15 protein-coding genes are annotated in these 14,814 nt (G+C 72.0%); 11 read left to right on the top strand and 4 right to left on the bottom strand.

The features are described 5' to 3' along the window. Positions 1 to 102: 102 nt before the first annotated feature. A complete protein-coding gene (locus tag F5972_RS11270; protein WP_225311374.1) occupies positions 103 to 477 on the bottom strand; it encodes an STAS domain-containing protein in 375 nt (124 codons plus the stop codon). Between the two features lie 255 nt (positions 478 to 732). On the opposite strand from F5972_RS11270, the gene F5972_RS11265 reads away from it, so the two are divergent. Further along, a complete protein-coding gene (locus tag F5972_RS11265; protein ID WP_150933428.1) occupies positions 733 to 1,911 on the top strand; it encodes a carboxylate-amine ligase in 1,179 nt (392 codons plus the stop codon). A 15-nt stretch (positions 1,912 to 1,926) separates the two neighbouring features. Here the strand turns inward: F5972_RS11265 and F5972_RS11260 are convergent, their stop codons facing one another. Together F5972_RS11260 and F5972_RS37135 are read right to left on the bottom strand one after the other, a co-directional pair. Continuing rightward, positions 1,927 to 3,375, bottom strand: a complete 1,449-nt coding sequence (locus F5972_RS11260; protein WP_150933427.1) for an aminotransferase class I/II-fold pyridoxal phosphate-dependent enzyme — start codon at positions 3,373 to 3,375, stop codon at positions 1,927 to 1,929. Between the two features lie 178 nt (positions 3,376 to 3,553). Then, entirely contained in the window at positions 3,554 to 3,934 is a 381-nt protein-coding gene (locus F5972_RS37135; RefSeq protein WP_191910065.1) for an STAS domain-containing protein, read from the bottom strand. 548 nt (positions 3,935 to 4,482) lie between these two features. Here F5972_RS37135 and F5972_RS11250 point away from each other — a divergent pair. From F5972_RS11250 to F5972_RS11205, 10 genes are all read left to right on the top strand, one after another. After that, positions 4,483 to 4,866, top strand: a complete 384-nt coding sequence (locus F5972_RS11250) for a hypothetical protein (protein WP_150933425.1) — start codon at positions 4,483 to 4,485, stop codon at positions 4,864 to 4,866. A gap of 195 nt (positions 4,867 to 5,061) precedes the next feature. Further along, positions 5,062 to 5,889 carry a hypothetical protein gene (locus F5972_RS11245; protein ID WP_150933424.1) on the top strand — a complete coding sequence of 276 codons (828 nt, stop codon included), beginning with the start codon at positions 5,062 to 5,064 and terminating at the stop codon, positions 5,887 to 5,889. 430 nt (positions 5,890 to 6,319) lie between these two features. Then, positions 6,320 to 6,973 carry a hypothetical protein gene (locus F5972_RS11240; protein ID WP_225311373.1) on the top strand — a complete coding sequence of 218 codons (654 nt, stop codon included), beginning with the start codon at positions 6,320 to 6,322 and terminating at the stop codon, positions 6,971 to 6,973. 51 nt (positions 6,974 to 7,024) lie between these two features. After that, entirely contained in the window at positions 7,025 to 7,804 is a 780-nt protein-coding gene (locus F5972_RS11235; protein ID WP_225311372.1) for a glycosyltransferase family 2 protein, read from the top strand. Then, a complete protein-coding gene (locus F5972_RS11230) occupies positions 7,801 to 9,015 on the top strand; it encodes a 2-phospho-L-lactate transferase CofD family protein (RefSeq protein ID WP_150933422.1) in 1,215 nt (404 codons plus the stop codon). Before F5972_RS11235 ends, F5972_RS11230 begins: the two co-directional genes overlap by 4 nt. Continuing rightward, the gene (locus tag F5972_RS11225) at positions 9,012 to 9,716 is read left to right on the top strand and encodes an HAD family hydrolase (protein ID WP_225311371.1); all 705 of its coding nucleotides are present in this window, start codon (positions 9,012 to 9,014) and stop codon (positions 9,714 to 9,716) included. Before F5972_RS11230 ends, F5972_RS11225 begins: the two co-directional genes overlap by 4 nt. Then, positions 9,706 to 10,461, top strand: coding sequence for an NTP transferase domain-containing protein (locus F5972_RS11220; protein ID WP_225311370.1), 756 nt, complete (start codon positions 9,706 to 9,708; stop codon positions 10,459 to 10,461). Before F5972_RS11225 ends, F5972_RS11220 begins: the two co-directional genes overlap by 11 nt. Beyond that, the gene (locus F5972_RS11215; protein WP_150933421.1) at positions 10,449 to 11,738 is read left to right on the top strand and encodes a lipopolysaccharide biosynthesis protein; all 1,290 of its coding nucleotides are present in this window, start codon (positions 10,449 to 10,451) and stop codon (positions 11,736 to 11,738) included. Before F5972_RS11220 ends, F5972_RS11215 begins: the two co-directional genes overlap by 13 nt. Then, positions 11,735 to 13,000 carry a glycosyltransferase family 4 protein gene (locus F5972_RS11210; RefSeq protein ID WP_150933420.1) on the top strand — a complete coding sequence of 422 codons (1,266 nt, stop codon included), beginning with the start codon at positions 11,735 to 11,737 and terminating at the stop codon, positions 12,998 to 13,000. The genes F5972_RS11215 and F5972_RS11210 overlap by 4 nt, the downstream gene beginning before the upstream one ends. After that, a complete protein-coding gene (locus tag F5972_RS11205; RefSeq protein ID WP_225311369.1) occupies positions 12,997 to 13,992 on the top strand; it encodes a glycosyltransferase family 2 protein in 996 nt (331 codons plus the stop codon). The genes F5972_RS11210 and F5972_RS11205 overlap by 4 nt, the downstream gene beginning before the upstream one ends. Before the next feature lie 18 nt (positions 13,993 to 14,010). Here F5972_RS11205 and F5972_RS11200 read toward each other — a convergent pair whose 3' ends face one another. Then, positions 14,011 to 14,811 (bottom strand): hypothetical protein, encoded by an 801-nt coding sequence (locus F5972_RS11200; protein ID WP_150933419.1) that lies wholly within the window; start codon positions 14,809 to 14,811, stop codon positions 14,011 to 14,013. Positions 14,812 to 14,814: the final 3 nt, after the last annotated feature.

Here is a 14,814-nt window from a genome sequence, read left to right as displayed (position 1 = left end):
TCGACGCCGCCCTGCCACGCCCTCACCGGGCTCTGCCGCTCAGTCTCACCTCGGCGTCACCGAGGCTACCTCTTTGTGACCCCTTCGATGCCCCTACCTGCCCTACTCGGATCCCGGCCGGGCGTTCAGCGCGCCGACGGCCTCCGCGAGATCCGGCTCGACGGTGAACGCGTGGATCAGCCCGGTCGTCCGGAAGATGCGCGCCAGCCGGGAGTTCAGGCCCGCCAGCGTCACCCCGCCGTCCCGCTCCTGCAGAAGCCTGCGTACGGACAGCAGGATCCGGATCCCGGTGGAGTCGCAGAAGTCCAGCGGGCTGAGGTCGAGGAGCAACTCGCGGTGGCCCTCGCCGACGGCCGCCGTGAGCTCCTCACGCAGCCGGTCGGCGTTGGTGTAGTCCAACGCGCCGTGGAGCGCCATGACCAGGACGTGGTCGGGGACGTGCGCGGGCACGGGGGTCACTACGACGGCGGCGGTCACTGGCACACCTCGGCGGGCTGCTGGCCTCGAACGTGGACATCGAACGTGGACATCGAACGTGGACATCGAACGTGGGCAACGGACTTGGGACTGGTTGACTGGGCGGCCTCGGTCAGGCGGTCAGTCTAGTGGGGCGGCACGCTCGGGCAGGGCCGTACGCACACGCGTCAAGAAACGGCATTTGTGGTTTTTCGCGGCATCGTTGGGGGGAATGGGGGACTGATTCACTGGACCCTCCTCCGAGAAAGACCACCGATGCCAGACGTGACAAGGGAGGGCCAGTTCGACACCGTTCACGGCTCTTCCCCCGTCACCCGGGCACCCGTGGACCCGGCGGCGCTCACACTCGGCGTCGAGGAGGAGTTCCTTCTCCTGGACCCCGGCACCGGACGGGTCGTCCCGGCGGCCGAGGAGGTGCACGCACGGCTGGCCGGGCCCGGGGCGGACCGGCTGGTGTTCGAACTGACGCGGTTCCAACTGGAGAGCAACAGCGCCGTGCACACCGAACTGCGTGCTCTGCACGGCGACCTGGTGGAGTCGCGACGCGCCGCCGCCCGCGCCGCCGCGGACGCGGGCCTGGGGCTGGCCGCGTGCGGCACGGCCCTGGACGGCAACCTCGGCGTGCCGCCCCTGTCGTCGTGCCCCCGCTACCACGCGATGCTCCGCGAGTTCGGGGCCGTGATGGAGGGCCAGGGGGTCTGCGGCTGCCACGTCCACGTCGGGCTCGGGGACCGCGAGGAGGCGCTCCGGGTCAGCAACCACCTGCGGCCCTGGCTTCCCGTCCTGCAGGCCCTGACGGCCAACTCGCCGATCGCGGACGGCAGGGACACCGGCCACGCGAGCTGGCGGGCGATGGTCATGGGCCGGTGGCCGAGCGCGGAGCCGCCGCCGTACTTCCGCTCGCGCCGGCACTACGAGAGCCTCGTCGCCGGGATGCTGACCGGGGGCACGATCCTCGACCGGGGGATGATCTACTGGCTGGCCCGCCTCTCCGACCATGTGCCGACGCTGGAGATCCGCGCGGCGGACGTGTGCCCGACCGCCGCCGAGACCGCGACGCTGGCCGGGCTCGTGCGGGGTCTCGTCGCCACCGCGCTCCGCGACGTACGGGCCGGTGTGCCCGCCCCCGATGTGGAGGACACCCTCCTGCGCGCGGCCTTCTGGCGCGCGGCGCACGACGGAGTGGAGGGCGAGGCGTACGACCTGCTCGCCGGCGCCCGCGTGCCCGGCTGGCACCTGGTGGACCGCATGCTGGAGCACGTGCGGCCGATGCTGGAGGAGAACGGCGACTGGGCGCCGCTCACCGTCCAGCTCGACCGTCTGCGGCGGTACGGATCGGGGGCCGTGCGGCAGCGGGCCGCCTTCGGGCGCGGCCGTCCGCGCGAGGTCGCCGAGATGCTCCTGGCGGAGACCGTCAGCTCCCGCTGGGCCTAGCTTTCGTCAGGACTGTCACTCCGCGACCACCCGGAGCGTCTTCAGCGTGGGGTCGCTCGCGTCCGGGATGTCCATGCCGCCGGCGAGCCCGGTGGTGAGGTAGCTCAGCACCGGCTCGGTGATGATCTCGCCGGGGCACAGGGCGGGCGCGCCCGGCGGGTACGGCGTGACCAGTTCGGCCGCGATCCGCCCCACCGCCTGACCGGTGGGCACGATCTCGACCCGGCCGAAGAACGCGTCCCTGGGGAGCATCGCGACCTCGAGCTCGAGCTCGCCCGGCTCGGGCACGTCGATCCTGGCCGCGGGCGGCAGGTCGCGGGCCGACGACAGCGTGCGCAGCGCGTCGAGCAGCACGCCGACCGTCTCGTCGTCGTCCGCGACGGTGATCTCGGCGCTGATTCTCCGATGGTCGCTCAGCGAGAAGTTGACGTGGCAGTGCTCGCGCAGCCAGTCGGAGGCGTGGTAGCCGTCGACGCCGAGGTCCGACACGTCAATCACGATCTTCAACGGGTCGACGTCGAACGCGCCGGTGTTCTCCTTGTCGAGCACCCAGAGCCCGTGCGTTTTGCCGATCTCGGCGCGGGCCGACGCCGCGAGCTCCAGCGCGCGGTCGAGCAGGCCTCTGCCGTGTTCCACCATCTGCCGGCGCCAGCCGTCGAGCGCCGCGTAGATCAGGGTGGAGGGGCTGGTCGTGCCGAGCAGGTCCTCGCGGGCCTTGAGGACGGCCGGGTCCACGCGGTCGCCCTGCAGGTGGAACACCGAGCTCTGCTCCAGCCCGTTGCCCATCTTGTGGACGCTCGTCACGCACAGGTCCGCCCCGATGTTCATGCCCCACTCGGGCAGGTCGTCGTGGAACGGCAGGTGGGCGCCCCAGGCCTCGTCCACGATGAACGTGCGGCCGAACCTGCGGCACACCTCGTTGATGCGGGCCAGGTCGGCGCAGGTGCCGTAGTCGACCGGGCTGGCGACGAGCAGGCCCTTGGCGTCGGGGGCGGCCCGGAACGCCTCCTCCACCGCCTCGGGGGTGGGCGGGTACGACATGTGGAGGTCGCCGTCCCAGTCTCCGTGGACCCACACCGGCTCGACGCCGCTCAGGATCAGCGCCGAGATGACCGACTTGTGGGCGTTGCGCGCCACCAGCAGGCGCTCGCCCGGACCGGCCACGGAGAGCATGGCGCTCTTGATCGACAGGGAGCTTCCGCAGGTGGAGAAGAACGCCTGCTCGGCACCGACCGCCTCCGCCATGAGTTGCTGGGCCTCTTCGAGCACCCCGTTGGACTGCAGCCGGTCGTCCAGGCCGTTCATGACCATCACGTCGTCGCGGAAGACGTCGCCGCCCATGATCTCCAGGACCCGCGGATCCACCCCACGGCCCTGCTTGTGTCCCGGAGGAGTGAAGCTGAGGTCTCCTCGCCTGCGGTAGGCGGCCAACGCCTCCAGCACGGGCACACGGGACTGGTCCATGGTGTCTCCCCCTGCACGGTCCGGTCGTTCCCTCGTCCGCGCGTACCCGGGCCCGACCGGCGCAAACGGCCGGTGGCGCGCGGTGGCAGGGGGGCCTGCGTACGAGAGCCCCCGCCCTCGGCGTGAGGGCGGGGGCGGGCGATCAGTGATCAGACTCCGGTGATCAGGGCTCTGCCGGTCAGACCATGGACACGTCGTGCGAGTCCGTCACCACCATGGCGGCGACGGCCTCGACGGGCGTGCCGTCGATCGAGAACGTGCCGCGCAGCCGGGTCGCCTCAAGGACGATCCTCAAGACGCCGTGAACTCCGGTGAGCCGCAGGCAACCGGCGGCCTTCTCGATGTCGTCCCGGGCGTCCAGCAGCGCTTCCAGGCCGCAGGAGTCGCAGAACCGCAGATCGGACGCGTCCACCACGATCTTCGCGCGACCCTGGTGGACGAGCTTCCTGATCACGCTCCGGAGACTGTCTCCGGTGGCGATGTCGAGTTCACCCCGCAGCACGACCAGGACGGCCGGCTGGTGATCGCTCACAGTGATCTCAAGCTGCTGCGTTGTCATATACGCGCCTTCATCCATATTTTTCGGGCGTACTGTCTTGAACGACGCTACCCGGAGGAGTGTCAGGTCCCAGTAATGTCCGGCAGTCGATGGCCTGCGAGTCCGTCCGGCAACCCCACTGGTGCGCCATATAGGGGCAAATAAGTAAAGAACAGGGGACTTATCCTGGTTGCTGTGGGGGGTCTCCCGCGCTACGGGGATCATGCAAAACCCCTGTTCCGTAAGGGTTTCCGTGACGTGAGCCGCTCGTCCGAGCCGGTGGCGCGGCGCAGCTTGGGGTCGGCGGGCCGATGCCTCGCCGCCGCCCGCCCTACCGGGGACTTGAGTCATTCAAACATACCAGCTAGCTGGATAAGCGGGCTATCCCTTATATCCCCCCTTAACGGATATTACGTTCAGGGGCTGCCCTTGGCATGACCATTACCGAATGGCGACCGGGAGCCGTGCTCCCGCGCCTCGCTTGATCGTGCTTGGCTCGCGCGTAGCCGGGTAGAGGGCGGTTCCCGGAGACGGGGGCACCCGGAGACACGGCGAGCGGGAGGATCGGCATGACGAACGAGATGACCGCGGGCAGGGGCGCGGCGCGGACCCTGGCGGCGAAGACGCCCGGCTGGATGGTCTGGTACGGCGAGCGCACCGGCAGCTTCTGGGCCGTCCCCCGGGTGACGACGCGGATCGTGGCCCGTCTGCTGGAGGCTCCCACGGCGGGCGACCTCGAAGAGGAGATCAGGAAGGCCGAGGGCCGGTCGCACCGCCAGGCCACCACCCCCGAGCAGCCGGCTCGCGAGCAGGCCGGGTCCGAGCAGCCGGCCCCCGAGCAGCCGGCGCCGGGCGGCCGGGTGCCGGATGACCGAGGCTCCGATGGGGACGCGCCGCGCCACCGGAGGCCCACCGCCGATCCCCAGGCTCCCCGAGTCCCCGTCACCCACTGACCCGCGCCCGGTACGCGCGACCGGGGATGCCGTGTCCCTGCCATACCCCTGGTCGCTCGGCGCGCTGTTCGGCCCACCCCGCTCGATGACCCTGTTGTCGTCGACGACCGCGGTACGCGTTCTGATGAACGGGCTTCGCCATACCGGATCGGATACCTGGATGAACTCTCCAGGCCGGTGACGCGTCTCTTGGGTGTGAAGAGATCGCGTCTGGCCGTCATCGCGGTGCTCGCGTCGTTGTGCGCCTGCGGCCCGTCTGGTGCCGGTCTGGTCTCCACTGTGGCCGGGACCGAGACGATCGTGTTGCCGCGGGCCGAGCAGCCCAGAGCGCACCGGCCCACCCTGGAGCGGCTCAAGCGAGAGGCGGCGTCGTCGGGCCGGCCCTTGGAGGAGGTCGTCAAGCGGTACGCGAGCCGGGTGGCTGCCACCTCGTCGCCCAAGCCGACGGACTTCGAGGGTTACGACCCCGCGGTGACCGACCCGGACGTGACGATCGACGGCATTCCCTACGCCGAGCTGGTCGACCTCGGGACCATCGCCAGATCGGAGGGCATCTCCTACGAGGAGGCCATCGACCGCTTCGGCTCACAGTCGTCCAACAGCCGGGTGATCGACAGACTGAATGCGGAGTTCCCCGACGAGATCTCCGGCGTCAGATACGTCGACGACCACCGGGGGCTGCGCGTCGGCTTCAAGGGTCCCATCCCGGCTCGTGCGATCGAGCTGGCTCGGACCCTCCCCATGGAGGTCACCCTGATCGGCGGCAAGGGATTCTCGGCCGCGGAGCTCCGGCGGGCCCAGGACACGGTCGTCTCCTGGCTCAGATCCCGTCCTGAGGTGGCCACGATGACGGCGCACCCAGATGACGAGACCGGGCAAGTCGAAGTCGCACTGCAGCCGAAGGTGATGCCGGGCGACGCGGAGGAGTTCACGCGTGGGCTTCAGCTGCCCCGGCTGGGCAATCCGTACATCACCGTTGAGGTCACACTCTCCGCCGAATCGGTCGCCGTTCGCCCGCTGTGAGGGTCACCGGCGCCACGCGGCGCGCCGCGGAATTGTGTCCGGGTGGATGGCCATCCCAGGGAATTAGGACCGGTCCAAAATTGACATGCGTCCGCAAACACGGTTGACATTGTCCGTAACGCCGGGGAATGACGGCCGGTGGCGCAACATTCAACTACTCGCGGGTACTACTTCTCCATCATGACCCCATCTGACCTGCGGAGATGCTGAAAATATCCAGATCCGCCGCCCAATACGCACCATTGTGGACGCATTTCCGGATGAGAATGACATAATGCGTGGGAGCGCTCCCGCGCTCGCGGCTGCATTCTTCGCAGCGCCCATACGGCACGCCTGCCCCAGGGGCATGGTGGAAGGAAGGTGCCGCGTCTCCATGACGGCATTCGGCGAAAGTCCTCCGTCCCGGCCGCGTCTCGACGGAAATCTTCCGGTGGACGTCGTCCGCGCCGGCTCCCGCCCCTGGGCGCCCCACGTGTGGTGGATGGCCCTGGTCGTCGGCGCCGCCGGCACCGGTTTCGTGTGGTTGGCCACGCCGCACACCAGGGAGATCCAGTCGCCCTGGCAGATGGTGGCCAAACTCCTCGCGTTCGCCTGCCTCTGTGTGGCGATCTCGGTCTTCCCCTGGGTGTCACCACGGCTGAACTGGCTGCTCTACGTCCCGTTCGTTCTCTTCACGGGTTATCTGATCCCGAGGATCAGCTGGTTCTACTACGGAGACGGCGCGCGGGCCCAGGGCGACAGCTTCTACACGCATCTGTATCTGCTGCTCTATCCGGGCATCGTGCTCACGGTCGCCGCCGCGTACCGGATCGGCGGGGGCACGCCGGGCCGCTGCCTGAAGATCATGGCGACCGGTGTCCTCATCGTGTTCTCCGGCTTCCTCGACATCATGTGGTTCGTCGCCAATCCCGTCGAGATCCCCGAGGTCATCGACGCGCCGCACATCAACCTGTTCACCGGGGGGCCGATCTCGTTCGGCGCGACGATCGTGTTCGCGCTCGTGCACGTCCCGGTCATCGTCGGGATCAACCTGCTTCCCCTGGACCGCTGGATCGGCCGTCTGCTCGGCGCGGACGACCGCTGATCCGCTCCCTCGTCTCCCCGCAATCCGATATATCCCGAGGAGGCCAGTGCTGTGGACATCTCCGTGGCCGCGCCCGCGTACAACGAGGCGGAGACCATCGCGGCCTCGGTCGGCGAGTGGCAGGAGTATCTGGAGAACAACCCCGCCGTCGGCGAGTGGGAGATCGTCGTCTGCGACGATGGCAGCGGTGACGCGACCGGCGAGATCCTCGCCGGTCTGCGGGCCCGGTGCCCGCGCCTCGTCGTCGTCACGCATCGGCCCAACCAGGGCGCGGGCGCGGCGATCGCCACCGCCATCGCCCACACCCGGCTCGACTGGGTCGTGCTGCTCGACTCCGACGGCCAGTTCCCGATCGCCAACCTCGACCGGATCATCCCGCGGATCGAGGCCGGGGAGGCCATGGCGTTCTCCGGCGCCCGGATCAGGAAGGCCGACGGCGCGGCGTACCGCTGGGGGTCGGCGGCCAGCGGCGCGGTCAGCAACCTGCTGCACGGCACCCGCTACCGCGACTTCAACTCGATTTTCAAGGTGGTGCACGGCCCGCTGTTCCGGGCCCTGCCCCTGGAGTCGGGCGGCATGAACTGCTCGACCGAGATCACCGCCCGGGTCGCCGAGATCGGCCACGAGTGGGTGGAGGTCCCCATCGAGCACCGCGAACGCGGCGGGGGACGGCGCGGCTGGCGGTTCTGGCGCGGTGCGCGCGACCGTGCCCTGTTCGTCGCCTATCTCGGGTTCCGCCACTGGCTGCTGCGCCGGGGGGTCCTGCGGCCGCCCGCCACCGGCGTCACCGGCGCCGTCGCGCCCGCGCCGGTCGCCGAGGAGGCCCGATGAGCGTCGCGGTCACCATGTTCAACGGCGGACGTGGAGCGGCCAGCATCGCGAGGGGCATGCTGAGCACTCCCGGCGTCGGTCTGTCGCTGGTGGTGAACGGCTACGACAACGGCCAGTCCACCGGCGCACTGCGGCGCTACCTGCCCGGGATGCTCGGGCCGTCGGACTTCCGCAAGAACCTGCTGCTCCACCTCGATCCCGCCGATCCGGCGCAGGCCGCGCTGACGACGGTGCTCGAACACCGCCTGCCGCCCGGGACCACGCCCGCCGGGCTGACCGAGGTCATCGACGCCGTCGCGGCGCGGCGCGGCCGGTTCGCCGCGCTGCCGGAGGAGGCGTCCGCGCTCGTCGCGGGGCACCTGCGCGCCTTCGCCCGGCGGCTCGCCGCCGCCCCGCACGGGTTCGACCTCGCCGACTGCGCGCTCGGCAACCTCGTGTTCGCCGGGGCGTACCTGCGGCTCGGCCGCGACTTCAACGCCGCCGTCGACGCCTGCGCCCGGGCGTTCGGCTCGCCCGTACGGCTGCTCAACGTGACCAACGGGGAGAACGCGTTCCTCGTCGCGCTGCGGCGGGACGGCACGCTGCTGGCCGACGAGGCCGACATCGTCGCGCCCCGGGACCAGCGGCGGCCGCAGGCGGCGATCACCGATCTGTTCCTGCTGCCCGAGCCGGTCGGCGGGCGGCGGCGGGCCCAACTGGAGGCGTCGCCTCCCGAATGGGCGAGGGACGATCTGCTCCGGGAGCGCGCCGAGGTCACGCCGAACCCGCGGGCGCTGGAGGCGATCATGACCGCCGACCTCATCGTGTACGGCCCGGGAACGCCGCACTCCTCGCTGCTGCCCAGCTATCTCACCCCCGGCGTGGCGGACGCCGTGGCGCGGAGCCGGGCCGCGGCGAAGGTCTTCGTCGTCAACACCCGCGACGACCACGACAGCCGGGGCCTGAGCGCGCCCGACCTCGTGGACCGCACGCTGACGTACCTCGGCGACCCCGGCAACCGGCGGCGCCTGGTGACCCACGTCCTCAGCCACCACGGTCCGGACGTTCCGGCGGTGCCACGCGGGGTGCTCGGGCGGGGCGAGTGGGCGGGGGCCCGCTGGCTCACCGCCGACCTGGAGGACCCCGGCCGCCCCGGCGCGCACCACGGGAGGCGTACGGCCGACGCGCTGCTCGCCATCAGGGACGAGGCGGCGCTGGCGGGGGCCCGGTGACCGATCTCCTGGCGGACGCCTGTGCCCGCCGCGTGTGGCTCTTCGACCTCGACGGCACCCTCGTCGACTCCTGCCCGGCCCACGAGGCGGCCTTCCGGCAGGCGATCGCCGAGGTCGCGCCCGGCCTGCTCGGCTCCTTCCGGTACGCCGATTACACCGGCGCGAGCACCCGTGAGGTGACGCTGCGCCTGCTGGGCGACACCGAGGAGGCGGCCCGGCTGGCCCGGCTCAAGCAGCGGCTCTACCGCGAGAACCTCGACACGGTGGCCGTGTTCCCCGGCGCGCGGCGGCTGCTCGCCCGCCTGACCGCCGCCGGCCGGGCGGCGTACGTGGTCACCGGCGGCAGCCGGGCCTCGGTCGAGCGGACGCTCGCGGCGCGGTCCCTCGACGCGTACTTCATCGACGTGCTCACCGGCGACGACCTCCCGGTGAGCAAGCCCGACCCGGCCTGCTACGCGTACGCCTGCGAGCACTGGGGGCTCGACCCCGGCGCGGTGGTCGTGCTGGAGGACTCCGCGCACGGCGTCGCGTCGGCGGTCGGCGCGGGCCTCGCGACCCTCCACGTCCACGTCGCCGAGCCGGCCCCCGGGGCGGTCGCGGCGCGCGACCTCGAGGAGATCGCCGCCCTGCTGGAGGCGGGCACGGGGACGAGCGCGGAGAGGGTCGCGGACACACACGTGGAGGTGAGCGGTGCGGGCTGAGCGGATCTGCGCGGTGATCCCGGCCGCCGGGCGGGGCACCCGCCTGGGGCTCGGCATTCCGAAGATCATGGTGGAGGTCGCCGAGGGCGTCACCGTGTGGCACGTGCTCCACCAGCGGCTCCGGCCGCACGTGGAGCACGTCCATGTCGTGATGTCCCCCGAGGGGGAGGGGCCGTTCCGCGCGCTCGCGGCGGCGGAGATCGCGGCCGGCGCGGTCTCGGTGAGCGTGCAGGAGGAGCCCACCGGCATGGGCGGGGCGATCTTCGGCGCGGCCCCGCACTGGAGCGGCCACGACGTGATCCTCGTGGTCTGGGGCGACCAGGCGAACCTGTCGCCGTCGACGGTCCGCCGGGTCGCCGAGACCCACGAGAAGGGCCTCACGCTGCCGCTCGTGCCGATGCCGGACCCGTACGTGGAGTACGAACTGGACGACCGGGGCGTGCTGACGCGGGTGCGGCAGTCCAGGGAGGGCGACGACTGCCGTCCCGGGGGGCTCGGCGACGTGGGCGTGTTCTGCCTCGACGTCGCCGGCCTGCACGAGGAGTGGACGCGCTACCTGGCGGAGGCGGCCGTGGGGGCGCGCACCGGGGAGGTCAACTTCCTGCCGTTCCTGCCGCACCTGTCGCGGGAGCGGGGCTGGCCGCTGACCGTGGTGCCGGTCGCCGATCCCGGCGAGGCGCGTGGCGTCAACACGGCCGACGACCTCGAGTTCGCCCGGAGGGCCTACCTGCGGTGGGCGCGCTGACGCAGCGGGCGGCCGCGCTGCTGGCCGCCCACCGCTGGGCCGCCGGGCCCACGCTGGTCAGCACCGTGGCCAGCGGCACGGCCGCCGCGACCACGCTCGTCATCGCCCGGGGCGCCGGCGCCGCGGCGTTCGGCCACTTCACCGTCGTCCTGTCGATCGCGTTGATCGTCACGGTCGGCATGCTGATGAGCGTCAACCTCGTCATGTTCCAGGAGCTGCCGCGGGCCGAGCCCGGCGAGCGGCCGGCCCTGGTGACCACGGCGCTGCTGTCGACGCTCGTGCTGGGCGCGGCCGTGTTCGCCGCCGGGCTGCTGGCCGCCGCGCCGCTGACCGCCGCGCTCGGCGTGGACGCCCGCACGCTGGCCTTCGCGCTCGCGCTGGCGTTGTCGATGACGCTCAACCAGCTCACCGAGAGCTTCCTGCGGGGGCTGAAGCGGTTCCGCCTCGTCGCGTGGCTCAAGCTCGCCGTGGCGGTCGCCTACCTGGGCACCGCCGTGTTCTGCCTGCTCGTCCTGGACGTGCGCGACGCGGAGCCGTACCTCGTCGCGCTGATCGGCACGAACCTCGTGTTCGCCGCGCTCTCCTTCGCCGGGTTCGAGGTCAGGCCGCGGCTCTGGTCGCGGGCGCTGGCCCGCTCGATGTACCGGCACGGCCTGTACGTCACCGCCATCGGCGCGCTCACCGCCGTGGCGTTCGGGGTCGATGTGATCTTCCTGAACCACTGGGCGCCCCGGGCCGACGTGGGCGTCTACTCCGTCTACAACGGCTTCCCCAAGCGGCTGCTGGGCGTGGTCTTCACCGACGGCGTCGGCCTGGTGCTGCTGCCCACGCTGGCGACCCTGGACAAGCCCGCGGTGATGCGGCGGATCGCCCGGCTCGGCCCGGCCGTCTTCGGGGCGACCGCGGTGTTCTCGTTCGCGGCGAGCACGGTCTTCTTCCTGCTGATGGGCGGGGAGTATCCGTACTCGCTCGGCCTGATGGCCCTGTCGGCGCTGGGGATCGGCGCGCACACGGTCTTCAACCTCTACCAGGTCGCGTTGACGATGGACGGGGTGCGGGGAGCCCGGGTGCTCATCGGCTGCCTGCTGGCCGGCACGCCGCTCGCGCTCGGCTGCCAGGCGGTGCTCATCGCCTGGCAGGGCCTGACCGGCGGGCTGGTGGCCTTCGCCCTGACCAATCTCATCCTCGTGGCCGTCGTGGTGGCCGCCTGCGCCCGGTTGTACCGGCCCGGCGGCACGCCGGCGGCCGTGACCGGCGTACGGGAGGCACGGCGATGAGGATCGCCTTCGTCATCAACCAGTTTCCGCCCAACATCACGGCGGGGCTCGGCCGGTACGCCGAGATGATCGCGCCGGACCTGTCGAGCGGCCACGACCTCGCCGTCCTCACCCTGAACGACGGCGGGCTGCCGGTGTGGGACCGGGCGGAGGGCGTCACGGTGTACCGGCCGCGCGGGCGGGTGCTCGCGTGGGTGCTCGGCGCGGTCGCCCGCGGGCGGCGGCTCAACCGCACCCGCGGCGCGGAGTTCCTCCTGCTCGCGCTGAGCGTCGTGGTGAGCAACTGGCGTTACTTCCTGCTGCTGCGGCGGCTGCCGCCCGCCCGGCGGCCGGACGTCGTCGCCGTCCACGACTCGACGAACTTCCTGTGCGGCCTGCTGAGCCACTATGTGCTGCGGCTCCCGGTGGTGTTCCACGTCCACACGACCGAGTACGGCGTGGCGCGGCAGCGCAGCATCACCGATCCGCTCGGCCTGTTCGCCGCGCTGGAGCGGTGGCTGGCGCGGATCTCCCGCCGGGTCGTGGTGGCCACCCCCGAGGTGCGCGAGCAGCTGCTCGCGGCGGGATGGGACCGGACGCCGATCGACGTCGTCCGACTGGGCGGCACGTACGAACGGGTGGTCGCCGCCCCCGGCTTCGACCGGGAGAGGCTGCGGCTGGGGGCGGCGGATCTCCGCGCCCGGCTCGGCATCGGCGCGCAGGACCCGGTGCTGCTGTTCGTCGGCCGGATCGAACGGCAGAAGGGCGTCTACGAACTGCTGGAGGCGATGCCCGCGATCGCCGCGGCCGTGCCCGGCCTGCGCCTGGTGATCGTGGGGGAGGGCGACGAGGACGGCGTGCGGCGCATCGCCGCCGGGTCGGGGCTCGGCGACCGGGTGCTGACCTCCGGCGGCTTTGTGGACGGCGAGGCCCTGCTGGAGCACTACGCGATGGCCGACGCCTGCGTCTTCCCCTCGCTGTTCGAGCCGTTCGGGCTGGTGGCGACCGAGGCGATGGCCCTCGCCCGCCCGGTGATCCTGGGCGACGGCTTCTCCCGGATCTTCCTCGGCGACCCCGCCGAGCCCGCCGTGCGGTTCGTACGGGCCGACGACCCCGGTGACATCGCCGAGGGGGTCGTCGAGGTCATGGGCGACGCGGACCTGCGCCGGGCGCTCGCCGAGCGGGGGGAGCGGCTGGTGCGCGAGACGCTGAGCTGGCGCCGCGCCGCCGACGAGACGCTCGCGGTGTACGCCGAGTCGGCGGGGAAGGACGGCGGCCGGTGATCTCCCTGGTGGTGCCCTGCTACAACGGCGCCAAGACCCTGCGGCTGTGCCTGGAGTCGGTGCTCGCGCAGACGCGGCGGCCCGGCGAGGTCGTCGTGGTGGACGACGCCTCCACCGACGGCTCGGCGGAGATCGCCGAGGAGCTCGGCTGCCGGGTCGTGCGCCTGCCGGAGAACCGGGGCGTCTCGGCCGCCCGGAACGCCGGGATCGACGCCACCACCGGCGATGTGATCTTCTTCCTCGACGCGGACGTGGCGCTGCGGCCCGACGCCGTGGCGGGCGCCATGGAGATCCTGGAGCGCGACCCGGAGGTCGGCTGTGTGCACGGCGTCTACGACGTCGAGCCGCTGATCGACGACGGCCCGGCCGAGTGGTACCGCATCCTGCACGCGGTCCACTGGCGGCGCCGCCACCTCGGAGAGGTCAACAGCGTCGTCTTCGCCCTCGCCGCGATCCGCCGCGACGTGCTGCTCGCCGCCGGCCGGTTCGACGAGCGGCTGCGCGACTGCGAGGACGTCGAATACAGCAGCAGGCTCGCCGTACGCAGCCGCATCGTGCTGACCGACACGGTCGTGGGCCGCCACGACGACGGCAGCCGCCTGCTGCCGATCCTCACCGAGCAGTGGCGGCGGGCCCTGCCGCTGATCCCGCTCGCCCTGGCCACCGCCCGGCGCGGCGCGGCCAAGCCCGAGCACGCCAACAGCCCGGCCGGCATCCTCTCCTGCGCACTCGCGCTCGCGTGCCTCGCGCTGGTGCTGCTGAGCGTGCCGTTCGGGCTGTTCCACCCGCTCGCGCCCGCGCTGCCCGCGGCGTTCGTCGCCGGGTTCGCGATCGCCGATCCCGTGCTGGTCGGGTTCGTCCGCCGGCAGCGCGGGGTGGCGTTCGCGGCCTACTTCATGGCCGTCCACCTCGCCGTACACGTCGTGCTGGTGACCGGCCTCGCGGCCGGCTCCCTGCGCCTGCTGTGCGGGAGCCGGACCGAGGCGGTGTGACGGGCCGGGCGTTGGAGATCAGGCGCAGCCGACGCGGCCGGCGCTCAGCGTGATGTCGTCCATCCAGAGGTCGTACGCCGAGGGGGTGGGGTTCGGCTGGTAGAGCTGCCAGCCGAGCTTCACCGTGTCGAACCTGGGGAAGACGAAGTCGACGTCGTTGCCGCCGTGCGAGCGGGTGGAGACGGTCAGGTCGGGCTGGGGGACGCCGTCGAACCACACGGAGATCTTGTTGTCGGAGGGGTCCATCCGCCACTCGACGCACTGCCAGACCCCGGCCTGGGAGGGCGCGGACTCGCGCCAGTTGGTCCAGTCGCCGGTGGGCCCGCCGTCCGCGCCGACGCCCCACAGGTCCTTGCGCAGCGTGGGGACGTACTGCCCGCCGAGCGGCCGGACGATCTCCGGGCCCGCGCCGGTGGCCTCGATCAGCGTGTAGTGCGCCCAGTCGGGCGCCGTGGGGAACGCCTTCACCCGCAGCCGGACCCGGCCGTAGAAGCCGTTGCCGGGTGCGGCGAAGTCGTCCACCCTGAGGAAGGCCCGGCCGTTGCCCTCGGTGTGGACGTGCAGCACCTTCTGGCCGCCCCCGGCGGGTTCGACGGTCAGCGTGCCGTGCTTGGTGTCGACGCCCCACTTGAGGCTGGCCGCGCCGCCGACGGGCAGCGACTGGAAGTCCTCGCAGAACAGGGCGGCCTTCTTCGCGCAGGTCGCCGGCCCGTGTCCAGCCGGCCCACCCCCGTCGTGTCCGCCTGAGGCGGAGGCGACCGAGGTCGCCGTCAGCGGCAGCAGCAGGGCCAGACCGGCGGCGGATAACAGACGTCTCACAAC

It is taken from the genome of Microbispora cellulosiformans (assembly GCF_008728085.1).
Lineage (GTDB): Bacteria > Actinomycetota > Actinomycetes > Streptosporangiales > Streptosporangiaceae > Microbispora > Microbispora amethystogenes.
This window is presented reverse-complemented; position numbering and strand designations above follow the sequence as displayed.